The organism is Actinoplanes sp. NPDC020271, from assembly GCF_044388125.1.
Lineage (GTDB): Bacteria > Actinomycetota > Actinomycetes > Mycobacteriales > Micromonosporaceae > Actinoplanes.
Genome location: NZ_JBIRWQ010000017.1, coordinates 25,065 through 45,912 on the forward strand (window position 1 = coordinate 25,065; position 20,848 = coordinate 45,912).

A 20,848-nucleotide genomic window follows, 5' to 3' on the forward strand; every position below is an offset into this window, starting at 1 on the left:
ACGCTAGAACCCTGACGCCTACGGCAGGGTCAAACGCCGTGACTCGGCGGCGGTCCGGGCCGCCCGCAGGTACGCGTCGATGGCGTTCCGGTGGCGGGTCAGGCTGTCGATGCGCTGCTCCAGGCGGGCCAGCTGCGCGGCCACCTGCTCGACCAGGTAGGAGCACGGTACCTCGGGTATCAGGTCGCCGGGCTCGTCGAGGTAGGGCAGAACGTCTCGGATGATCCGCAGCGGCAACCCGTTGTCGATCATCATGCGGATCTGCCGGACCAGCTCGACGGCGCCGTCGTCGTAGATGCGGTAGCCGTTGCCGCAGCGGCCGGGCCGTAGCAACCCCTCGCCCTCGTAGTGGCGCAGCGCTCGCACGCTCACACCGGCCCGTCGGGACAGTTCGCCGATCTTCACGCCCAGAAGAACGACGAGTGTCGCTGGCAGTGACGCCGCCTTACGGTCGGCTGAGCCCAGCGGGTGACAGCCAGTCGAACGGTCGATACACCGCAGGCCCGAGGCCCAGGCCTTCGGCGATCTGTTCTCGTAGCCGGTTGGTCGCGAATGCCCCCACCACGTTCATCTGCGCGTCGCGGTAGTGGCGCTCGACTTCGTGGCCCGAGGTGACCCCGGCCGCGCCGTGGATTTGCACGGCCCGCTGCGTGACCTCGACCGCCATCTCGGTGGCGTACACCTTGAGCATGCCGATCAGCTGGCGGGCGGAGTCACCGGCGACCCGGCGGGCGGCGCAGCGCTGCGCCAGCACGCGGGCCGCGTCGATCTGGGTCCGCGAGTCGGCGATCTGCGCGTGCACCCCTTCCATGTGCGCCAGCGGGCGGCCGTACGACACGCGCTGCCGGGCGTGGCGCACCGTGGCGGCCAGGGCCGATTCCGCCGTGGCCACGGCGGCCACCGAGACCAGCAGCCAGCCCCAGGTCATGCCCTCGGCCAGTTCGGTGAACGGGACCGGGACGACGTCGGCCTCATCGACGTGGGCGTCGGTGAACACGAGGCCGCCCCACGGCATGCCGCGCAGGCCCATGTGCGGGATGTCGTAGCGGCGTACGCCGGGCTGGTTGAGGTCGACGAAGGCCAGGCACCAGTCCGGGCCGTCGTCCCCAGCCGGCTTGTCCCGGCGGGCCAGGGTGACGGCGAGGTCTGCGCGCGGGGCGTTGGTGATCCGGGACTTCTCGCCGGTGACGGTGAAGCCGCCGGTGGTCCGCCGCACCAGGGTGCGGTAGGTGCCGGCGTCGCTGCCGGCCGCGGTCTCGACGATGGCGAAGGCGGCCAGCCGCTCGCCGGTGGCCAGGGAGCGGATCAGGTCGTGGTGCCGCTCGTCGCCGTATGTGGCGAGCAGGTTCCCGCACAGCAGTGAGGAGACCGTGGCCGCCCAGTACGTTCCCGAGCAGGCACGGGCGAGTGCCTCCATGGCCCGTACCTGGATGGCCGCGTCGGCGCCGCTTCCTCCCAGGTGCCGCGGGTGGAAAAGGCCGAGGTAGCCGGTGTCGGCCAGTTCCTGCCAGTTCTCTTCCGGGATCGACCCGGCGGCGTCGGTCTGGGCCGCGCGGGCCGCGATCGCGGCGAAGGATTCCACGTCGAAGTACATGCCAGTGTCCGTCCTCACGTCAGCCGAGTCCGAGCAGGGGAGCCGCGATCACCGGACGCAGCACGTCGGCACCGCCCGCGGCGGAAGCGAAAAAGAGCGCGTCGCGGTGGGCACGCTCGACGAGCCCGGGCGCAGTCGCTCCGGCCAGGCGGGCTGCGCCTTCGGCGACGGTGCGGACAGCACCGGCGGTGAAGTGCCGTACGGTCGCGGCCTCCCGGGCCGAGGGTGTGGCGTCGCCGTCGAACCGGGCGGCCGCCCGGTGCAACAGTCCGGCCGTGAGCTCGTTCTGCACTGCCAGGTCGGCCAGCAGGAACCGGATCGACTGAGAGTGGGCCAGCGGCGCGCCGAACAGCTCGAGTGTGCGGGCACCGGCCAGCGCGTCGTCGGTCAGTGCCCGCATGAGACCGAGCCACCCGGCGCTGGTGAACACCCAGTCGAGAGCGGCGACCAACGGCTCGGTCTCGGTGCCGGCCGCGCCGACCGTGCCGAGTACGGCATCCGCCGGTACTCGGGTCTGGTCCAAGGTGAGTCGCCCCCACGCGCAGCTGGCCAGCGCAGCCGGGCCGTCCGGCTCGGCCCGAAGGCCGGGAGTGTCGCGGTCGAGCAGGAACGCTGTGCGCGACCCGTCGTCGTGCTGGGCCACGACCAGGTAGTGATGGGCCTCGACGCCGAGCACGACCTGGTCGAGCCGGCCGGAAAGCATCCAGCCGCTCGCGCCGTCGGCGGCCGGGATGACCGCGACTGTGCACGCAAGGGCCGTGCCCCGGGTCTGCTGCAGCGACAGCCCACCGGGCCACTCGCCCGAGGCGATCCGGGGCAGGTACCGCTCGCGCTGCGCGGTGGTCCCGAATGCCCGGATCGGCACGGTGGTCAGCACCGCGTGCGCGGTGACGGCGAGCGTGAGCCCCGGATCCCGGCCGCCCTCGCCCAGGGCGGTGAGCACGGCCGCGGTCTGGGTTCCGGTCAGCCCGGGGGCGAACGCGGCGGTCAGGGCCTTGAACAGGCTGGCGTCCCAGCGGCCGGGCCGGTCTCGCTCGGCCGAGCTGGGCTGGGCGAGCTGGGCGGCGAGGTACCGGGCCTGCTCGACCAGGGACCTGTCGTCACCCTCGGCTTTCGGAAACACGGTGATTTCCCCTTTCCTTTGTTGCGCTTCGTCCATGACGAATCCAGCCACGGTATCCGTCCAATTAGTGGACGATCTCGATAAATCACAGACGGCCAGCTGTTCGGCACGGTTCGATACGCGACTTTGCGGCCCACCACGAGACTTCACAGTTCTTGATATTGACACCCTTGCCGTGCTGTCGCTATTCGCCGCAAGGTTGACCGCGGGACTGCGAAGCCACCCGATATCGAGGGAGCGTCATCGAAATGGAAAACGCAGTAAATCCCGTACCCCGCCTCTCTGATGCGACGTTGCGAGACTCGGCACACATGGCTGGTGTCGAATTCGGGCCCCGCGACGCGGCGACCATCGCCGATCTGCTGGTACGCACCGGAATCGAACTGGTCGAGGTCGGCATGATCTCCGGGCCCGGCAGCAAGGACGCTGATCTGATCTCAGCCACCCACGAGGCGATCGGCCCGCACCGCAGCATGTCGCTGGTCATGGTCCGTGACCGGCAGCAGGTCACCGGCGCGCTGGACGAAGCCGAACGGCTCGGTGTCCGGCACATCATGTATTCGATCCCCACCTCCGAGGAGCACGCCCGGCTCAAGCTCGGCTCGTCCAGCCTCAAGTTCGTCGAAGTGCTGGCCCGCTCCGCGATCAGCCAGGCCAAGGAACGCGGCTTCCACGTGACGTTCAGCGGAGAGGATGGCGCCCGTACCCCACGCGAGCGGCTGGTCCCGTACGTGACGTCGGGTTTCGCGGCCGGCGCGGACCGATTCCGGCTGGCCGAGACCGTCGCCTACCTGTCGCCTTGGCAGATGGAGTCGGTGATCGGCGACCTGACCGCCATCGACGGCTCGGAGATCGAGATCCATTCGCACAACATGCTGGGCATGGCGGTGGCCAACTCGCTGGCCGCGGTCCGCGCCGGCGCTCAGTGGATCTCGGCCACGGTCGGCGGCATCGGCGAGCGCGGCGGTAACGCTCCGCTGGCCGAGCTGCTGATGGCGCTGCGGGTGGTGCACGGCGACACACGCTTCGACCTCACCCACCTGACCGAGCTGTCCCGGATCGCGCTGCGTGGCGCCGGCCTGGGCACCGCGTTCCAGTCCGGGCCCACTTCGCCGCAGGCTTTCGCCTACGAACTGCCAGGGCAGCTCACCCACCCCGAGGCCTACGAGACGCTGCCGGCCGAACTCGTCGGCAATGCGCGAGGACTGCTGGTGCGTACCCGGCTCACCCCGGCGCTCACGAAATGGGCGTTGCTCGATTCCGGTATCACCGTCGACATCGATTCGTTCACCTCGTGGCTAATTCGCCAACAGGAGGAAAACGGGCGCCCGCCGCTCGATCAGGACGCCATTCGTAAAGCCGCCGTCGACTTCCAGTCACTCTGAATTCACAAGGAGAAATCAGATGTCCACCGCCACCCTTTCTGGCGTCTGCCCCGAGTGCGAGACCGATCTGACCGTGCCGCCCGTGGTCGAGGGTGAGACGTTCTCCTGCCCCGAGTGCATGCTGACGCTGCGGGTCGAGGCCGTTGACGCCGGCGTGCTCCGGCTGTCGATGGTCGAGGTGCAGCTGCGCGACTGGGGCCAGTGAGATGGCCGCCACCGTCGCGATCGTGGCGGACCGGATCGCCTGGGAGGAACGGCAGCTCATCGCGGCCGCGCCCGGCCTCGGTCTGACCATCGAGTGGATCAACGACGAGTCGTTGTGTCTGGGACGGGCCGACGCTCCCGTGCTGGCTCGGTACGATGCGATCCTTCTGCGCAGCCGCAGCTATACCCGGGGCGGCCTGATCGCCGGCCTGGCCGAGGAGACCGGCGCCCGGGTGGTCAACACCGCCCGGGCGATCAACCTGTGCGAGAACAAGGCGGTGCTGCGCTCCACCCTGCGGGCGGCTGGGGTCCCGGTCCCTGAGTTCCGGCTGGTGCTGTCCCGCGCCGACTTCACCCGGGCTCTGGCCGACTTCGGGACGCCGGTGGTCCTCAAGCCGGTCTACGGCGGAATGGGCAAGCGGGTCGCACTGATCCGTGACGCCGACACCGCTCACTCGGTCTACGACTACGTCGAGGACCTCGGGCATGCCTTCGAGCAGGCCTGCCTGGTCGAGCCGTTCCTGGCCGGTGGGGCCTCCACCCGCTGCCTGGTGATCGGCGACGAGCTGATCGGCGCCGCCGAGTTCACCAGCGGCGGCGATGACTGGCGCAACAACGCCGCCCTGGGCAACACCAGCCGCCCGGCGGCCGACACCCAGGAGGTCGCCAAGCTCGTCAACGGCGTGCTGGACGTGCTCGGTCCGGGCATCTACGGCATCGACCTGTTCCACACGCCCGACGGTTTCGTGGTCAACGAGGTCAACCATGCGCCCGGATTCCGGGCCGTGGCCCAGGCCACCGGGGTCGACGTGGCAGCTGCGGTCGGCCGCTACGTGCACGAGGTGCTGTCGTGATCCGGGCCGGCGTGATCGGCGCGTCCGGGCTGGCCGGGGGCGACCTGATCCGGCTGATCGCCCAGCACCCCGAGCTGGAGCTCACCTTCCTGGGCGGCTCCTCGCATGTCGGGCGCCGACCGGCCGAGCTGCACCCGGGACTGCGCCTGGACTTCGGGCTTACCGTGCAGCCCGTCACCGAGCAGGTCGCCGAGCAGGTCGACGTGCTGTTCCTGGCCACCCCGGCGCCGGTCTCGGCCGAGCTGGCGGCGTTGCTGGCCGACCGGGTCCCGGCCTTGATCGATCTCAGTGGTGCGTTCCGGATCCGTACCCCGCAGCTGCACGCCCGTTGGTACCCGCAGGTCGACCGGCGCACTGAGCTGGCCGACCGGTTCGTGTACGGCGTCCCGGAGCTGGTCGCCGACCAGCTGCCGGGTGCCGCGTTGATCTCGCTGCCGGGCTGCTACGCCACGTCGATGACGCTGGCGTTGGCCCCGCTGCTGCTGGAGCTCGGCTTGGACCTGACGACCGTGGTCGTCGACGGCAAGAGCGGTTCCAGTGGCGGCGGGCTGTCGTTGCGCACCACGGACCTGCACCCGCTGCGCAATGGGGCGATCGCGCCGTACGCCCCGACCAGCCACCGCCACGCCGGCGAGGTTCGCGACTTCTTCGAGCGCAGCAAGCCCGGCACGATCGGGTCGCTGGCGATGTCGGCGTACGGGGTCTCGCACGTCCGCGGTCTGATGACCAGCAATTACGTCTACGCCGAGGTCGACACCACCCAGCGCGACCTGCATCGTGCGTACACCCGGTTCTACAAGGGCAAGCATTTCGTCCGGGTCCGCCGGCACGATGAAACGCTGCTGCCGGTCCCGGACCCGCAGGCCGTGCTCGGCTCGAACTACTGCGACGTCACCGTCCTCTACGACGAGGAGAACCGCCGAATCGTTGCCCTGGCCGCGCTGGACAACCTGGTCAAGGGCGCGGCCGGGCAGGCCGTGCAGGCCGCCAACCTGCGCTTCGGGCTGCCCGAGCAGACCGGCCTGACCATGCAGCCGGTGATGCCGGCATGAGCCGCGACACGACGGTGCCGACCGTCGTCAAGCTCGGCGGCAGCTGCCTTGACGACCTGGCCGGCCCGTGGTGGGACGACCTGGCCGCGCACGCCGTGGACCACCCGCTGGTGCTGGTCCACGGCTGGTCCAGGCCGCTGCGCAACTTCCACCCGCGCTACCGCGACCCGGGCGCGTTCCTGCGCGATCGCTACGGCAACGCCAGCAGGTGGACGACGCCTGAGGTGATCGCCGACATCAAGACCGTCAGCGCGGTCCTGGCCCGCGACGTGATGGACCGGCTCGCGGTTCGCGGTATCTCAGCCGAGCGGCTGCTCGGCAGCGACGGGCTGGTGCATGCCGGTCCGGGAGAGCGCTGGTGGTGGCAGGGCAAGCAACTTGTCGAGCTGGAGAACCGGGTCGGCCCGATCGCCAAGGTCGAGCCGACCCGGCTGGAGAACCTGCGGCCCGGTCATGCGTACTTGGTCACCCCGCTGGCCCGCAACGACGACGGCCACGAGGTCAACACTGACGCCGACCGGGCCGCCGCCGCCATCGCCGGCGCGCTCGGCGCCACCGGGCTGGTGCTGGTCACCGACGTGGCGCACCTGCTCATCGAGAACAAGCCGGTCACTCGAATCGACGCGGGCGCGGCCGCGTCGTTTCGGGACCGCGGAGCCACCGGAGGTATGCGCAAGAAGCTGCGGGCCGCCGGCGAGGCGCTGGAGCAGGGCGTGCACCAGGTCGTCCTGGGCAGCGGCCTGGTCTCCGAGCTGCTGGCCGGCCGGACCGGCACCGTCATCACCCGAGGTTGAGGAGCATCGATCGTGACACAACCCCGCGTACTCGTCGTCAACAACGGCACACTCTCGCTGAAGCAGCTCCGTCGCCGCTTCGAGGACCTGGGCTCGGCGACCGACGTGGTCGCGGCTACCGCCGTACCGGACCGGGTCGACGGCCGCTACCAGGCGATTGTGCTCAGCGGTACCAAGGTCCGGGCCTTCGACACGGCGTACTACCGACCGCTGATCGATCTGGTGATGACCGCCCCGGTCCCGGTGTTCGGGATCTGCGGCGGCATGCAGATCATCGCGGTCTCGCAGGGTGCCGAGCTGGCCGAGGGACCCCAGCGGGTCGGCGGCCACCAGGCCGAGGTGGACACCGACGAGCCACTGTTCGCCTTCGTCAAGCCGACCGTGACGGTCTTCCACCGTCACACCCTCTACCTGAAGGCGGCCCCACCGGGTTTCCGGTCGATCGGCCGCTCCGAGCACGCGCCGGTGGAGTTCCTGCGCTCCGACGACAGCCGGGTCTTCGGCGCCCAGGCGCACCTGGAGTTCCGTGATGACGGGCGCGAGATCCTGCGCGGCTTCGCCCAGCTCTACCAGTGACAATCCGCGACTTCGGAGGACGTACTCATGAGCGACAGCAAGAATCCTGCCTTCACCGTTCACCTCAACGGCAGCGGCGGTGACCTGACTGGCTGGGTCGTCGTCGACTCGCTCTACGACGGCCTGGCGATGGGCGGCACCCGGATGACCCCGGGTGTCACCGAGGCCGAGGTGGCCGGGCTGGCCCACGACATGACCCAGAAGTTCACCCTGGCCGGCCTGCCGATCGGTGGCGCGAAGGCCGGCATCGTCGCCGCGGGCGGCGACCGCGAGAACACCTTCCGTACCTTCGGGCGCACGGTCAAGCCGCTGCTGCACGGCGGCATCCACCTGGGCATCGACATGGGCGTGACCCCGGCCGACCGGGCCGTGTTCTTCGACGAGGCCGGCTACGATCCGCGGTTCCGGCGCGGCGCCCCGGACATGCCGATCGACTGGCGTACGTACTACGAACCCCTGATCGACTGTACTGGCCACGGCGTCGGGGTAGCCGCAGTGACCGCCCTGGAGGCCCGGGGCCACACCGAGGCGGCCCGGGTCGTCGTGCAGGGCTTCGGCGCTGTCGGGCGGGCTGTCGCCCGGTTCCTCGAAGCCCGCGGCCACGTGGTCGTCGGGGTCGCCGACATCGACGGCACGATCAGTGCGAACCGGCTGCCCGTTGACGAGCTGATCGCCGCCACCGACGAGTTCGGGCGCATCGACCGGCGCGGGTTGCCGACCGGCGTCACCGCTACGAGTGGCACCGACGCGTGGCTCGATGTGGACGCCGACCTGCTGATCCTGGCCGCACAAAAGCACGCGCTCAACGACGGCAACGTGCACCGGCTGCGTACGCCGTTGGTGGTCGAGGGCGGCAACCTCAGTTCGAGCGCCGAGGCCAAGGAGAAGGCCCGGGCGGCCGGGGTCACGCTGGTGCCGGGCGTGATCGCCAACATCGGAGGCGCCGCCTCGGCCGCGCTCGCCGTCACCCGGGTCGTTCCGTTCGACCTGGCGGCCGACGCGCGCAAGGCTTGGGTCTTCGACTGGGTCGGCGACCGGGTTCGCCACAACACCCGAGCCCTGTTGGAGATCGCCGCGGCCGGCGCTGGCGACCCGCTGCCCGAGCTGCTGACGACCCGTCGCGCGGAGCGCGGCCGGTGACCGCCGACGACGCCGCGGAGTTCCGGCAGCGCGGCTGGTGGCGCGACCGGACGTTCCTCGACGATCTGCGCCGGCAGGCCCGCGAACGTCCGCGCAAGATTGCGATTGTGGGCCGCCGGCTCGGCGAAGCCCGTACCGACACGTTCGACTACGCCGACCTGGCCCGACTGACCGACCGATTCGCCGGCGCCCTGCTGGAGCTGGGTGTGCAGCGCGGCGACATGATCGCCGTGCAGCTGCCCAACCGCTGGGAGAACGTCCCGCTGATCTTCGCCTGCATGGCGGTCGGCGCGGTCATCTGCCCGATAGCCCCGGAATGCCAGGGCGATGAGCTGCGGCACCGGCTGGCGCTGACGGAGGCCAAGGTCTGCGTCACGATGGCCGACTGGCAGGGCCGGCCGCTGGCCGCGGAGATCCGTGCCCTTCAGGACGACCTGCCCCTGGAACACCTGATGGTGGTCGGCGGCCCGGCTCCGGAGGGTGCCCGTGACTTCTACCATCATTTCGTCCGTACGAGTGGGGCGGACGACCAGGCGGCCGCCCTGGCCGGGCGCCAGCTCACTCCGGACGAGCCGTTTGTCGTGCTGTTCACCTCGGGAACGACCGGCTTCTCCAAGGGCGTGGTACACAGCCAGAACACTGTCTACTCCGGTGTCCGCGGCTATGTGGACGCGCTGCTGCTCGGCGACGACCTGGTCGCCGCAATCACCACACCGCTCGTGCACTACTCGGGCTTCGGCCAGGGAGTGCTCGCCTCGGTACTGCTCGGCGGCACCGCGGTGTTCCAGGACGGCCCCGACCGGGTCGGACTGCTGGACCTGATCGAGCGCTACCGCGCCACCCTGCTCTACGGCCCGCCCTCCACCCTGACTGAGGTAGCGCGGGCCCAGCGTGACGTCCCGCACGACGTGTCCAGCCTCAAGCACACGATCGCCGGTGCCTCCCCGGTCCTGCCGGCGCTGGTGGAGGAGATGCGGGCGACTTTCGGCTCGCGAACGTACTCGGTGTGGGGGATGTCGGAGTTCGGTCCGATTACGGTCAGCCGGCTCGATTACGACCGGGACTGGGCCGCGCACAGCCACGGCCGACCGATCGACGCGATGCAGATCCGCATCGACCTGTGCCACGACCCGTCGCGGCGTGGCTCGGTCGGCCGCCTGCGGGTGCGCGGCGCCTCCCGGGCGCTCGGCTACTTCAAGCAGCAGGATGCGTTCAACGCCGAGCTTTCCCAGGACGGCTGGTTCGATACCGGCGACTTGGCCCGCGAGGACGGCCGCGGCGGGATCCGGATCCTCGGGCGCGCTGCCGACACGATCGTGCGCGACGGCGACGTCGTACCGATGGCCGAGTTGGAGGCGATTCTTGCCCTGCATCCCAAGGTCACCGCGGCGGCACTGGTCGGCCCGGACGGGCGGCCGGACGACCCGATTCTCGCGGTCGTGGTACCCCGCGACGGACGCGAGCCGACCCTGTCCGAGCTCCACGCGCACCTGTGGGAGGCGGGCCAGGATCCGCGCTTCCACCCGGAGCGACTGGAGCTCACCGGCGCTCTGCCGATCACGCTGACCGGCAAGATCCGTAAGGCCGAACTGCGGCGCCGGTACGCGGAGACGCCGTGACCGCCTCGGCGAAGGTACCCATGTCGGCCACCCTGGCCGCCGACGCGGAGTTCGAGCGGCGCCGGCGGGCCGGGGAGCGGGTGCTGTTCCTGGCGACCGGCGAGATCGGGCTGCCGGTTCTGCCCGAGCTGGCCGAGCGGTTGGCTCGGGCGGCCGGGCGCACCGCGTACGGGCCGGTCGCCGGCTCGACCGAGCTGCGCGAGGCGGCCGCCGGTTACTGGGGCCGGCGCGGCCTGGACACCGACCCGGCCGACGTGGTCTGCGGGCCGGGCAGCAAGCCGTTGCTGTTCGCGCTCCTTCTGGCGGTCGGCGGCGATGTGGTCGTGCCGGTGCCGAGCTGGGTCAGCTACGCCGCGCACGCCCGGCTGGCCGGTCTCCGGGCGATCGGGGTGCGCACCCGGCCCGGTGAGGGCGGGGTGCCGGACCCGGATGAGCTGCGTGCGCGGGTGCTCGCGGCCCGGGCCGGGGGACGCGACCCGCGGGCGGTGATCGTGACCCTGCCGGACAACCCGACCGGGACGATCGCCTCGCCGGAGACCGTCCGCGATCTGGCCGAGGCAGCCCAGGAGCTGAACCTGGTGATCATCTCCGACGAGATCTACGGCGACCTCGTGTTTGCTCCGGGCGACCGGGCGATATCCCCGGCGGTTTTCGCCCCCGACCGTACGGTGGTGACTACCGGCCTCACCAAAAGTTTGGCCGTGGGAGGCTGGCGGTTGGGCGTGGCCCGCCTGCCGACCGGTCCGGACGGCCGGTCCTTGCGCGACCGGCTGGCCGCCGTCGCCAGCCAGATCTGGTCCAGCGCGGCCGCGCCCGTGCAGGCTGCGGCGGCATACGCGCTGGCCGAGCCGCCGGAGGTGACCGCGCGGGTGGCGGCCTCACGCCGACTGCACGAGCGGGTGGTCCGATCGGTGGCGGTGAAGCTACTCGCAGCTGGCGCCGAGGTGGCCTCGGTCCGGGCCACCTGCTACCTCTACCCGGACTTCGAGCCGCAGCGCGACGAGCTGTCGCACCGGCATGGCGTCCACGGCAGCGATGAACTGGCCGCGCTGCTCAGCACCCGCTACGGCGTGGCGTTGCTGCCCGGCACCGCGTTCGGCGAGCCGCCCAGGTCGCTGCGCCTGCGTGTCGCCACCAGCCGCCTGTACGGCGAGTCCGACGCGGAGCAGTCGGCTGCCCTGGCCGCGCCGGATCCCCTCGCCCTGCCTTGGATCCAGGCCTCCGTCGAGCGTGTCGCGGAGGTATTCAACGACCTTTCGAGGAGGCCCTGATGCCCATCCTGTACGAGTGCGAGTATCGGGGGCGGCGTTACGCCGGGCTCGGTCTGCCCAAGCCCGGAGAACCCGTCCTGCTCTACCCGGTCTCCGACGGTCAGGTGCGCGCGGCCGTGCTGGCCGGCCGGGGACTGCAAGCGCTGCTGCAGTCGGTCACCTCTGGCCGCGAGACGGTCACCGTCGCCGGTGACGACCCGGAGATCCATTATCTGCCGCCGCTGCTGCCGAGCGGCTCCGGAAACTCGCTGATCACCGGCTTCATGGGCACCCATCGGTCCAAGTATCCCGCCCCGCCGGCCCCGGACGAGGAGTTTCGCGCACCGAACTGGCTGATCAAGGGCAACGGATCGTGGCTGGAGACCAACGGCGGGCCGCTGAACGTCACCGCGTCGGCCGTTGCGTTACTGGAGGAGCCCGAGGTGGCTCTGGTCTTCGTCAACGACGAGTCCGGCGCTCCGCACTACGCCGGCTACACCTTCGCGAACGACCTCAACGACATCGGGCTGCACTTGCAGAACCCGTGGGGCTGGACGCCGTACGCGAAATTGTGCGATACCTCGATGACTCCGTGGCTGTTCCTCGGCGAACCGCCGCGGACTGTGACCGGGCAGATCATCATTGAGCGCGGCGGCGCCGCCGCCTGGAAGGGCGACTTCACCTGCGGCGCGGACTCGATCTTCCAGCGCGTCCCGGACATGGTGAACCACCTGTTCAGCTTTCCCGGGCTGCGGCGGGCGGGCTTGGTCAGCTACGTGCTGCTCGGCTCGGACAAGGCCAGTTGGCACGCGGGCTTCCGGATCGCCGACGGCGACCGGATCACGTTCGACCTGGCCAGTCACGGCGTGGTGCTGTCGAACGAGGTCCGTTACGCCCCGGTGGTCGAGGCGACCGCCTCGGCCGGGTTCACCGCTTGGGGCTCCTCGGAGTCTTGAGCGGCCCGCAGGGCCTCGACGCGGACCGCCTCAAGGTAGCTGGCGATGGCGTCGCGGTTGCGCTCGAGGCAGCGGATGCGCTCGGTCATCCGGTCTCGCTCGTTCTCCAGCAGCGCGATCGTGTCGCTGGTGGCCGCCGAGATGCGGATGGTCCGGGGGGTGTCCATGCACGGCAGGACCTCCCGGATGACGCGGATCGGCAGGCCCGCGTCCAGCAGCCCTCGGATCTGGAGCACCTTGTCCACGCTGGACTCGGCGTAGTCCCGGTAGCCGTTGGGGGAGCGCCGCGAGCCGATCAGCCCCTGCTCCTCGTAGTAGCGCAGCAACCGCCGGGACGTCCCGGTGCGTTCCGCCAGAGATCCGATTCGCATGTGATGCACCTCACTCGAAATGCTCTGGACCATCACATCAATGGAAAGGTTTGAGTATACCGACATGACGACTTCACGGACTGTCCCCGAGACTCCCGTGCCGCAGGCGGCGGCCACGGGGAACAAACTGCCCTGGTCGCCACTTCTCGCCCTGAGCACCGCGGCTTTCATGGGCATCCTCACGGAGGCACTGCCGGCTGGTGTGCTGCCGGAGATGGCCCGCGACCTGTCCGTCAGCGAGTCGGCCGCCGGCCAGATGCTGACCATCTACGCGATCGCCACCGGCCTGTCGGCGATCCCGCTGATCGCGGCGACTGCGGCCTGGGGCCGCAAGCAACTGCTGCTGCTCGCCGTCGCGACCTTCGCCGTGGCCAACGTCGTCACCGCGGTGTCCTCCAACTACCCCCTGACGATGGGCTTCCGCCTGCTGGCGGGCATCGCCGCAGCCGCGGTATGGGCCGAACTGGTGGGCTACGCGCGCCGGCTGGCACCCTCGCACCTCCAAGGCCGGGCGATCTCGATCACCATGGCCGGGGTCCCGCTGGCCCTTGCGCTGGGCATCCCGCTCGGCACCTTCCTTGGCAGTGTGTTCGGCTGGCGTCTGACGTTCGGGCTGGTCGCCGGGATCTCCGGCCTGCTGTTGTTCTGGATCAGCGTCTCGGTGCCGGCCGCGCCCGGGCAGAAGGCGGGCCAGCGCGAGCCGATCCTCCAAGCGCTGCGACTGCCCGGCGTGGTAGCGGTGCTGTTCACGGTTGCCGCGTACGTGCTGGCTCACAACATCCTCTACACCTACATCGCCACGTTCCTCGATGAGTACGACATGGGCGGTAACCGCGACGCCATCCTGCTCGTGTTCGGCATCGCCTCGGTGGTGAGCATCGTGATCACCGGAGCGCTGGTCGACCGTAAACTGCGAACACTGACCATCGGTTCGGCAGCGCTGTTCGTCGTCGCCGCGGTGCTGCTCGCGGTGGCCGCCGGCAGCGATTTGGTGGTGTACGCGTCGATGGTGCTGTGGGGACTGGGCTGGGGCGGCGTGACGACCCTGCTCCAGACCGCTGTGACCGACGCCGGCGGCGACCGCGGGCAGGCGCTGCTGGTCACCACCTGGAACTCGTTCATGGCCGGTGGCGGTGCGGTCGGCGGCATCCTGCTCGCCACGCTCGGGCCGACCTCGTTCCCCTGGGGCGTGCTCGCCCTGATGATCCCGGTGCTCCTGGTTGTCGTGGTTGCGCGCAAGCATGCGTTCCCCGCTCGGCGCCCGGACCTGCGCTGACGTTCTCCCCCGCCCGGCCGGGCGCGGGCCGCGGCCAGCGGCCGGTGCCCGGCCTCAGCCGCGTCCGATGCGGTACCCGACCCCGCGGACCGTGATGATCCAGGAATGGGACCCGAGTTTGGCCCGCAGGCTGCGCACATGCGTGTCGATGGTCCGGCTGGAATCAGCCCAGCTCGTCTCCCACACGCTGGCCATCAACTGCTTGCGCGACAGTGCCTCGTCGGGATGCGAGGCCAGCTTGTGCAGCAGCTCGAACTCCTTGCCGGTCAGCTTGACCGGGTGGCCCCGCAGGCGTGCCTCGTGGGACTGCCCGTCCAGGCTCAACGAGCCGAGGCTGATTATCCGGTCGGGCTGGCGGCACGGCAGCGCCCGGCGCAACACCGCCTCGATCCGAGCCAGCATCTCCCGCGAGCCGCAGCCCGCGACCAGGCAGTCGTCGGCGCCGGCGTTGAGGGCGAGGATGCGGTCGGTCTCGGTATCACCGGAGGAAACGGAGATGATCGGCTTGTTACCGGCAGCCCGGATCGAGCGGCACACCTCCAGCCCGTCGATGTCGGGAAGGTCGAGGTCGAGTAGAACAAGATCGGATATCCGGTGCGCTTGTAAGGCCTTGGCCCCGGTGTCGACGCTGCTCACCGCGTACCCCTGCCGACGTAGATCCCGTCGCCTCTCCTCGGTCTGCGTCGAGCCGCCCTCGACGACAAGGATGCGCACTACTCCCCGTGACACGACTACTCTCTCCGTCCCTTGTCACTGCCGATCACCGAGCGATCACGCTAAGCAGCAAATAATAGTGACGACTATCTTTTTCGGTCAATGACGTACGACGCTGGTTGATAGATGTAAAGCGAGTGTTCGTCTGCGGTGTGGCCGGCATCCGCGCCCACCGTGGCGATCAAACCGCGCTGGCACCCCCGTCGACCGGGACGGCGCCGCCGGTCACGAACGACGCCTCGTCGCTGAGCAGCCAGGCCGCGGCCCGCGCGATCTCGATCGGCTCGGCCATCCGCCGCTGGATTCCCCGGGAGCCGGACTGCCGGTCGGGCGGCCTGACGCGGAGGGCCGCCTCCATCAGCTCCGTCCGGGTCGTGCCGACCATCAGTGCGTTGATCCGGATGCCGTGGCGGCCGTACTCCGCGGCGGCAGCCCGGGTGAGGCCGAGCACCGCGTGCTTGGCCGTGACGTATGGAGCGAGCGCGCCGGTCGCGAACAGTCCGGCGGTGCTGGACGTGTTGACCACCGAACCACCCGTGCCCTGCGCCGTCATCGCCGGCAGTTGGTGCTTGAGACAGTTCCAGACGCCGCGCACGTTGACGTCCATGATCCGCTCGAACACCGCATCGTCGGTCTCGTGCAGCATCTGACCGGCCGTGCCCCAGCCGGCGTTGTTGAACGCGCCGTCCAGCCGGCCGAAACCGTCCACGGCCACCGCGACCGCCCGCGCGACCGCCGCCGTATCAGTGACATCACCCGGTGCCGCCTCGGCCCGGCCGCCGGCGTCACGGATCTCCGCAACGATCTGTTCAAGCCGATCCCTGCGGCGCGCCATCAGGACCACGGCGGCGCCGCATGCGGCGAAGTATCGGGCCGCTGCGGCACCGATGCCGCTGGACGCGCCGGTGATCATGATCGTCTTGTCGGCCAGCCTCATCGCGGTTCCAGCGCCTCGGTCCCGCCGGTGGCCGCCAGCCCGGGCAGCAGGCAGCGCCAGATCTCCTCGACTCGGGACGGTAGGTCCATGTGGCGACTCTCCACATAGGAGTGCATCTGTGCCCCGGTGCAGGCGTTGACCACCAGTCGGGCCATCGCCGAGACATCCACGCCCGGGCGCAGCTCGCCGGTGTCCTGCGCGCCCTGCAGGTCGGTCGTGATCAGGCGGGTCCACTGCTGGTGGGAGTTCTCTGCGTCATGCATGAAACGGTCCTGCTCCCATACGAGCCGGCCACCGGCGCGCAGCATCGGATCGGACGCCAGCTGCCGCGCCCAGGTGCGGGTCAGGTCGATCGCCCGGCGCAGCCCCTTCGACGAGTCCGGCGGGACGACGAAATCCGGCTGCCGGGTCACGATCGCCCGGGCCAGGTCCTCCTTGGAGCGGTAGTGGAAGTAGACCGCGCCGAGCGTCACCCCAGCCCGGTCGGCGATCTTCATGACTGTGGCGGCGGTGAATCCGTACTCGGCGAACACCTCGGCAGCCGCCAGCAACACTGCTGCGGAGGTCCGCTCGGCCCGTGCTTGCTTCACAACCCGTTCAGCCATTCACATCCCTCATTCATCCCCAAGGCGGTTCACCAAAAGAAATATATTGATTATGTTATAGGTGAGGGGACGGGGGCTCCAGGCTCCGTATGCCCCGAGCCTGTCGTCCCACTGGCGGAGTAGTCATGACATCGAGGACCGCCGAGATATCCACCGACATCCGGAGCCTGGTCCGCAAGGATCGGCCGGGGGAGGTACTCGTTGCCGGCTGGACCGAGTTACCCGGCCTCGTTCAGCAGGTCAACGTGCGTTGGCCGAAACACCACACCTTCTACCGCGAGGGCAGCCACTACACACCTTTACTATTCACCGAGAGCCTGCGCCAGGCGCTGGCCCTGGTCAGCAATCAGGTCCACCAGATCCCGCTCGGCCACCGCCTGGGCTGGGAGCAAATCCGATCCTGGATCGTCCCCTCCTTGCTGGAGGTTCAGGACTGTGACACCGAGATAATCATGGTGGTCAGCCACCCGTCGGTCACCCGGCGACGCATGGGATCGGCCCACCTGGTCTCGCACGTCTACGCATTGAAGTCCGGCCAGGCCGTCGGTGGCGCCGAGCTGCACTGGAGCGCCTATCCACCGGCGATCTACAACCGGCTGCGCGGCCAGTACGCCTCCGCGCCCGAAGCGTTCGCCCGCGCGCTCCCGCTCACCCCGCCGGTCTCGCCCGCGCTTGTGGGCCGGCGGGACCCCGCCAATGTGGTGCTCTCGCCGACCGAGCGCCCGGGGCACTGGCAGCTGCGCGTGGACACCGGCAACGGCGTGCTCTTCGACCACCCGCACGATCACGTGCCCGGCATGGTCTTGCTCGAAGCCGCCGCCCAGGCCGCCCAGGCGTGCCTGCCCGGTCCTGTGCTCACGAGCGCGTTCGACACGCAGTTTGTTCGGTACGTCGAGCTTGACCAGCCCTGTTACATCACCGCCGTCCCGGGGCTGGCCGACGCCGACGGCCGTACGGTCGTGCAGGTCAACGCCGTCCAGCGGGGCAATTCGGTGCTGACTACTACGGTGACCACGGAATCCTCACCGAACTGACATATTTGGAAAACTGTAGGCGGGGCGGCAGGCGTAGTTGAAGCTGCAGGAGTCGCCAGGCTCAATGGATGAGGGTCTTCGCTGTCTCGAAGTGTGAGGCATTCCCGGACTCGCGCCGGTACGCCGGCCACCGGCCGGTCCAGTCCGCCATGTCCCGCAACCGGCGGGTGGTGTTCTGGCTGTACTCGAGCGCCCACTTCTCGGCGGCCTTCCCGCGACGCGAGTGAAACGGTATCGTTTCGACGCGACGGGATCGTTGCGAAACGGGGAGAACGATGACTCGTAAGTTCTGGCTGCTCAGGGCCGGTGTGATGGCCACTGTGGTAACGGGGGCGGTGGCGTCGACGAGCGGGTTCGCTTTCGCTGCGACGACCGGTACCGCGAAGGTCTCCGGCACCACGGTGACGTTCACGGCCGGGGCCGGCGTCACCAACGCCGTCGTCGTCACCGGGTCCGGCAAGACGATCGTCATCGACGACCGGGTCGCTCTCAAGCCGGGTGCCGGATGCAAGCGGGTCTCCGGCGACAAGACTCGAGTCAAGTGCACCGCTACCAAGAACATCAAGCTCATCAAGGTGTCCCTGAGGGACGGCAACGACACCTTCATCAACAAGACCGCCACCGCGAAGCCGATCGCCTCGACCGTCAGCGGCGGACCCGGCAACGACACCCTCACCGGTGGTGCAAACAGGGATGTCCTCGGTGGCGACACCGGCAACGACAAGCTCTACGGCCGGTCCGGCGTGGACACACTCAGCGGGCACAGCGGTAACGACCTGCTGTCCGGCGGTGACGGCAACGACACCCTCATCGGTGCGGCCGGCAACGACATCCTGACCGACGACTACGGGACGGACACCCTCGACGGCGGTGACGGCAACGACAGCCTCAGCGGCGGGCGGGACGCCGACAAGCTTCACGGGGCCAACGGCGACGATCGGCTCAACGGCGGCGCGGGTAAGGACGTCATCAGCGGTGAGTCGGGTGACGACACCCTGATCGGCGGGACGGACAGCGACACCCTCGACGGCGGTGACGGGACCGACGTTGCCGACTACGGCTACCTGACCGCCGCTTACGGGCTGCGGATCGAACTGGACTACTACTCGGATGCCGGTTATGCCCGGGTCAGCGATGCCGGCACCGGTGGGCAGACCGAGTACGAACTGATCTTCAAGACCGAGAACATCATCGGCGGTAGGGGGAACGACTTCATCCGGGGCGACGCTGCGGCGAACGTCATCCGAACCGGCTCGGGCAACGACACCGTCTACGGCGGTGCCGGCAACGACACCGTGTTCGCCGGCGTCGGCGATGATTACCTCTCCGGCGACGAGGGCGACGACAGTCTCTGGGCGGAACCGGCCGGCTCTGACACGGGCTACCGGGAAATCGTGAACGGTGGCCCCAACGACACCGACACTCCGGGCGACAGCTGTTATCTCCCGCAGAACGCTCAGCACGTGATGGCCGGGTGCGAGACGGTCGCCACCGCGCCGCCGGCCTGACGTCTCCGAACTGCTCGGGCCGCTGATCCCGTTCGGCGCTTTACCGGAGAGCCCGCCGCGCTGGATGCACGGCGGGCTGTCCGCGCACCGCGGAGCTTTTGCGTGCCCGCGGTCAGGCGGCTTCGCTGCGGCGCAGGATCAGTTCGAACAACGGGTACAGCACGGCGTCGTGGCGTTGGGCGTAGTCGAGGGACTGCCGGCCTGTCCGGGCCGCCACACCATGACCGGGGCTGGGTCGCTGCCGCCAGCTCGGATCTGTCCGTTGCGGGCCTCGACGGCGGTGGACATGGCCTGGATGTGGCTGGTCCGCAGGATCATCGGCTGATGTCGGTGTGGAAGCCGCCGCGGTAGTAGACCAGCGGGTCGTCGCTGCCGGTGTGGTCCACGGCGACCACCCGGCCGACGACGATGGTGTGGTCGCCGCCGGGCAGCAGGTTGGTCACCTCGCAGTCGACCCAGGCGATGGCGTCGGTCAGCCGGGGTGAGCCGGTGATGGTGGCCAGAGTCCAGTCGGTGGTGCCGAACTTGTCGGCCTCGGAGGTACCGAAGATGCGACACTCGTCGATCTGGTGCCCGCCGAGGATGCTGGCGCAGAACGCGCCGGAGCGGGCAATCCGCGGCCAGCTGCGCGAGGTGTTGGCCACCGAGAACGTCACCAGCGGCGGGTCCAGTGAGAGCGCGGCGAAGGATTGGCAGGCGAAACCGGCCGGGCCCTGGTGGTAGCCGGCGATCACGGCGACGCCGGTGCAGTAGTGCCCGAGCGTGGCGCGGAAGTCGGATGAGGCGACGGTGTGCGTGATCGGGGCGCGCAGCGGGCTGGTGCTGGTCATCGGTTGCCTCCGTCGATCAGGCGGCGCACGACGTGGTGCCGGCCGCTGTCGTGGACCTGCAAGAAGGTTCGCAATCGTGCGGCGTGGGCGCCGCTGCTGACCTGGAGCGGCAGATAGACGGTGCCGTCCGGGTCAACGCTGAGCTCGCGGTACATCGGTGTCGCCGGCTCGCGGACGAACTCGGTCACCCGGGCCAGCACCTCACCGGCGGAGACCTCGGTGGGGAAGACCAGTTCGCCGGCCTGCGCCTTGGACTCGTAGAAGCGCAGCATCTGCTCGCCGAACGCGGCCCGTAGCTCGTCCTGGACCTCCGGGGAGCGCACCTTGGCGAGCAGCGCCTCCGGTTCAGCGGTGCGGCCCAGCTCGATGCGGTGTTGGACCTCCATGGTCTTGCGCCGGGACGAGTCGGACAGGTACATCAGCACCGTCCGGTCGGACACCGTGGTGAAGCGTTCTCCCTGGTCCGCCATCCGCAGCCAGAGATCCCAGTCCTCCATGCCGGTGTGCTCGGTGGTCCAGCCGCCGGCCGCCTCGGCCAGCCCGCGCACGTGCCCGACGCGGGAAGGCTCGTACAGCGCCCAGAGCAGTTGCAGATCCGGGTGCCACACGTGGTTCAGCAGATCGGAGCGATACTGCTCCTCATCCTGGCTGTTCATGCCGATGCTGGCGGTGACCACCAGCCGCGCGCCACGGTAGAACTCCCGGCGCAACACCGCCAGATGTTCCGGCAGCCAGCGGTCGTCACTGTCCAGATAGGCAATATAGGGCGCGGTCGCGGCGGCCAGGCCGATGTTGCGGGGGCCGCCGGGGTGGCCGTGCCGCTCGGCGCGGATCAACCGCACGCGGGAGTCGGCGTAGGAGAGGACCACCTCGTCGGTGTCGTCGGTGCTGCCGTCGGAAACGACGAGCAGCCGCCAGTCCGTCATGGTCTGCGCCACGACGCTATCGATGGTGTTCTTGATGGCCACGGACCGGTTGAAGGCCGGGCAGACGATATCGATGGTCGCAGGCAACAGAACCTCACAG

23 protein-coding genes are annotated in these 20,848 nt (G+C 69.7%); 14 read left to right on the top strand and 9 right to left on the bottom strand.

From position 1 onward, the window contains the following. Window positions 1-18: 18 nt before the first annotated feature. The 3 genes from ACH442_RS30935 to ACH442_RS30945 are packed head-to-tail and all read right to left on the bottom strand — an operon-like array spanning window position 19 to window position 2,717. On the bottom strand, window positions 19-405 hold the full coding sequence (locus tag ACH442_RS30935) for a MerR family transcriptional regulator (RefSeq protein ID WP_396341646.1): 387 nt from the start codon (window positions 403-405) through the stop codon (window positions 19-21). A 40-nt stretch (window positions 406-445) separates the two neighbouring features. After that, the gene (locus ACH442_RS30940) at window positions 446-1,612 is read right to left on the bottom strand and encodes an acyl-CoA dehydrogenase family protein (RefSeq protein ID WP_396341647.1); all 1,167 of its coding nucleotides are present in this window, start codon (window positions 1,610-1,612) and stop codon (window positions 446-448) included. 1 nt (window position 1,613) lies between these two features. Continuing rightward, window positions 1,614-2,717 carry an acyl-CoA dehydrogenase family protein gene (locus ACH442_RS30945; protein WP_396341648.1) on the bottom strand — a complete coding sequence of 368 codons (1,104 nt, stop codon included), beginning with the start codon at window positions 2,715-2,717 and terminating at the stop codon, window positions 1,614-1,616. 248 nt (window positions 2,718-2,965) lie between these two features. Between ACH442_RS30945 and ACH442_RS30950 the strand changes: the two genes are divergently transcribed. Genes ACH442_RS30950 through ACH442_RS30995 form a run of 10 tightly spaced genes read left to right on the top strand, consistent with a single transcriptional unit; the run spans window position 2,966 to window position 12,547 of the window. Beyond that, a complete protein-coding gene (locus tag ACH442_RS30950; RefSeq protein WP_396341650.1) occupies window positions 2,966-4,102 on the top strand; it encodes a hypothetical protein in 1,137 nt (378 codons plus the stop codon). A gap of 19 nt (window positions 4,103-4,121) precedes the next feature. Beyond that, a complete protein-coding gene (locus tag ACH442_RS30955) occupies window positions 4,122-4,307 on the top strand; it encodes a hypothetical protein (protein ID WP_396341651.1) in 186 nt (61 codons plus the stop codon). Window position 4,308: 1 nt separating this feature from the next. After that, window positions 4,309-5,160: a RimK family alpha-L-glutamate ligase gene (locus ACH442_RS30960; RefSeq protein WP_396341652.1), complete on the top strand. Its 852-nt coding sequence runs from the start codon at window positions 4,309-4,311 to the stop codon at window positions 5,158-5,160. Beyond that, window positions 5,157-6,212: an N-acetyl-gamma-glutamyl-phosphate reductase gene (gene argC, locus ACH442_RS30965; RefSeq protein ID WP_396341653.1), complete on the top strand. Its 1,056-nt coding sequence runs from the start codon at window positions 5,157-5,159 to the stop codon at window positions 6,210-6,212. The genes ACH442_RS30960 and argC overlap by 4 nt, the downstream gene beginning before the upstream one ends. After that, complete coding sequence (locus tag ACH442_RS30970; RefSeq protein ID WP_396341655.1) at window positions 6,209-7,006, top strand: hypothetical protein; 798 nt, start codon at window positions 6,209-6,211, stop codon at window positions 7,004-7,006. The genes argC and ACH442_RS30970 overlap by 4 nt, the downstream gene beginning before the upstream one ends. Window positions 7,007-7,018: 12 nt before the next feature. Beyond that, window positions 7,019-7,582 carry a gamma-glutamyl-gamma-aminobutyrate hydrolase family protein gene (locus ACH442_RS30975; RefSeq protein WP_396341656.1) on the top strand — a complete coding sequence of 188 codons (564 nt, stop codon included), beginning with the start codon at window positions 7,019-7,021 and terminating at the stop codon, window positions 7,580-7,582. 27 nt (window positions 7,583-7,609) lie between these two features. Beyond that, a complete protein-coding gene (locus ACH442_RS30980; RefSeq protein WP_396341657.1) occupies window positions 7,610-8,722 on the top strand; it encodes a Glu/Leu/Phe/Val dehydrogenase dimerization domain-containing protein in 1,113 nt (370 codons plus the stop codon). Then, the gene (locus tag ACH442_RS30985) at window positions 8,719-10,341 is read left to right on the top strand and encodes an AMP-binding protein (protein WP_396341658.1); all 1,623 of its coding nucleotides are present in this window, start codon (window positions 8,719-8,721) and stop codon (window positions 10,339-10,341) included. The genes ACH442_RS30980 and ACH442_RS30985 overlap by 4 nt, the downstream gene beginning before the upstream one ends. Continuing rightward, a complete protein-coding gene (locus tag ACH442_RS30990) occupies window positions 10,338-11,612 on the top strand; it encodes a pyridoxal phosphate-dependent aminotransferase (RefSeq protein ID WP_396341659.1) in 1,275 nt (424 codons plus the stop codon). The genes ACH442_RS30985 and ACH442_RS30990 overlap by 4 nt, the downstream gene beginning before the upstream one ends. Beyond that, window positions 11,612-12,547, top strand: coding sequence for a hypothetical protein (locus tag ACH442_RS30995; RefSeq protein WP_396341660.1), 936 nt, complete (start codon window positions 11,612-11,614; stop codon window positions 12,545-12,547). The genes ACH442_RS30990 and ACH442_RS30995 overlap by 1 nt, the downstream gene beginning before the upstream one ends. Here the strand turns inward: ACH442_RS30995 and ACH442_RS31000 are convergent. Next, window positions 12,481-12,918 (bottom strand): MerR family transcriptional regulator, encoded by a 438-nt coding sequence (locus ACH442_RS31000; RefSeq protein ID WP_396341661.1) that lies wholly within the window; start codon window positions 12,916-12,918, stop codon window positions 12,481-12,483. The two genes, ACH442_RS30995 and ACH442_RS31000, sit on opposite strands and share 67 nt — an antisense overlap. 64 nt (window positions 12,919-12,982) lie before the next feature. On the opposite strand from ACH442_RS31000, the gene ACH442_RS31005 reads away from it, so the two are divergent. Further along, a complete protein-coding gene (locus tag ACH442_RS31005; RefSeq protein ID WP_396341662.1) occupies window positions 12,983-14,194 on the top strand; it encodes an MFS transporter in 1,212 nt (403 codons plus the stop codon). A 54-nt stretch (window positions 14,195-14,248) separates the two neighbouring features. Here the strand turns inward: ACH442_RS31005 and ACH442_RS31010 are convergent, their stop codons facing one another. From ACH442_RS31010 to ACH442_RS31020, 3 genes are all read right to left on the bottom strand, one after another. Beyond that, entirely contained in the window at window positions 14,249-14,923 is a 675-nt protein-coding gene (locus ACH442_RS31010; protein WP_396341663.1) for a response regulator transcription factor, read from the bottom strand. A gap of 166 nt (window positions 14,924-15,089) precedes the next feature. Continuing rightward, window positions 15,090-15,845, bottom strand: coding sequence for an SDR family NAD(P)-dependent oxidoreductase (locus ACH442_RS31015; RefSeq protein WP_396341664.1), 756 nt, complete (start codon window positions 15,843-15,845; stop codon window positions 15,090-15,092). Then, entirely contained in the window at window positions 15,842-16,450 is a 609-nt protein-coding gene (locus tag ACH442_RS31020; protein WP_396341665.1) for a ScbR family autoregulator-binding transcription factor, read from the bottom strand. The genes ACH442_RS31015 and ACH442_RS31020 overlap by 4 nt, the downstream gene beginning before the upstream one ends. Before the next feature lie 125 nt (window positions 16,451-16,575). Between ACH442_RS31020 and ACH442_RS31025 the strand changes: the two genes are divergently transcribed. The 3 genes from ACH442_RS31025 to ACH442_RS31035 all read left to right on the top strand — a co-directional run bounded on the left by ACH442_RS31025 (window position 16,576) and on the right by ACH442_RS31035 (window position 18,992). Further along, the gene (locus ACH442_RS31025; protein WP_396341666.1) at window positions 16,576-17,484 is read left to right on the top strand and encodes a ScbA/BarX family gamma-butyrolactone biosynthesis protein; all 909 of its coding nucleotides are present in this window, start codon (window positions 16,576-16,578) and stop codon (window positions 17,482-17,484) included. 68 nt (window positions 17,485-17,552) lie between these two features. Further along, on the top strand, window positions 17,553-17,711 hold the full coding sequence (locus ACH442_RS31030) for a hypothetical protein (RefSeq protein WP_396341667.1): 159 nt from the start codon (window positions 17,553-17,555) through the stop codon (window positions 17,709-17,711). 48 nt (window positions 17,712-17,759) lie between these two features. Next, window positions 17,760-18,992 carry a calcium-binding protein gene (locus ACH442_RS31035; RefSeq protein WP_396341668.1) on the top strand — a complete coding sequence of 411 codons (1,233 nt, stop codon included), beginning with the start codon at window positions 17,760-17,762 and terminating at the stop codon, window positions 18,990-18,992. A gap of 314 nt (window positions 18,993-19,306) precedes the next feature. Here the strand turns inward: ACH442_RS31035 and ACH442_RS31040 are convergent, their stop codons facing one another. Together ACH442_RS31040 and ACH442_RS31045 are read right to left on the bottom strand one after the other, a co-directional pair. Then, a complete protein-coding gene (locus tag ACH442_RS31040; protein WP_396341669.1) occupies window positions 19,307-19,822 on the bottom strand; it encodes a flavin reductase family protein in 516 nt (171 codons plus the stop codon). Next, window positions 19,819-20,835: a glycosyltransferase family 2 protein gene (locus tag ACH442_RS31045; protein ID WP_396341670.1), complete on the bottom strand. Its 1,017-nt coding sequence runs from the start codon at window positions 20,833-20,835 to the stop codon at window positions 19,819-19,821. Before ACH442_RS31045 ends, ACH442_RS31040 begins: the two co-directional genes overlap by 4 nt. Between the last annotated feature and the right edge of the window lie 13 nt (window positions 20,836-20,848).

Excerpts from the sequence above, each read along its gene's own strand:
- ACH442_RS30950 (WP_396341650.1), top strand. The coding sequence starts at position 2,966 with ATGGAAAACGCAGTAAATCCCGTACCCCGCCTCTCTGATGCGACGTTG.
- ACH442_RS30955 (WP_396341651.1), top strand. The coding sequence starts at position 4,122 with ATGTCCACCGCCACCCTTTCTGGCGTCTGCCCCGAGTGCGAGACCGAT.
- ACH442_RS30960 (WP_396341652.1), top strand. The coding sequence starts at position 4,309 with ATGGCCGCCACCGTCGCGATCGTGGCGGACCGGATCGCCTGGGAGGAA.
- ACH442_RS30970 (WP_396341655.1), top strand. The coding sequence starts at position 6,209 with ATGAGCCGCGACACGACGGTGCCGACCGTCGTCAAGCTCGGCGGCAGC.
- ACH442_RS30980 (WP_396341657.1), top strand. The coding sequence starts at position 7,610 with ATGAGCGACAGCAAGAATCCTGCCTTCACCGTTCACCTCAACGGCAGC.
- ACH442_RS30995 (WP_396341660.1), top strand. The coding sequence starts at position 11,612 with ATGCCCATCCTGTACGAGTGCGAGTATCGGGGGCGGCGTTACGCCGGG.
- ACH442_RS31000 (WP_396341661.1), bottom strand. The coding sequence starts at position 12,918 with ATGCGAATCGGATCTCTGGCGGAACGCACCGGGACGTCCCGGCGGTTG.
- ACH442_RS31005 (WP_396341662.1), top strand. The coding sequence starts at position 12,983 with ATGACGACTTCACGGACTGTCCCCGAGACTCCCGTGCCGCAGGCGGCG.
- ACH442_RS31015 (WP_396341664.1), bottom strand. The coding sequence starts at position 15,845 with ATGAGGCTGGCCGACAAGACGATCATGATCACCGGCGCGTCCAGCGGC.
- ACH442_RS31020 (WP_396341665.1), bottom strand. The coding sequence starts at position 16,450 with ATGGCTGAACGGGTTGTGAAGCAAGCACGGGCCGAGCGGACCTCCGCA.
- ACH442_RS31025 (WP_396341666.1), top strand. The coding sequence starts at position 16,576 with ATGACATCGAGGACCGCCGAGATATCCACCGACATCCGGAGCCTGGTC.
- ACH442_RS31030 (WP_396341667.1), top strand. The coding sequence starts at position 17,553 with ATGAGGGTCTTCGCTGTCTCGAAGTGTGAGGCATTCCCGGACTCGCGC.
- ACH442_RS31035 (WP_396341668.1), top strand. The coding sequence starts at position 17,760 with ATGACTCGTAAGTTCTGGCTGCTCAGGGCCGGTGTGATGGCCACTGTG.
- ACH442_RS31040 (WP_396341669.1), bottom strand. The coding sequence starts at position 19,822 with ATGACCAGCACCAGCCCGCTGCGCGCCCCGATCACGCACACCGTCGCC.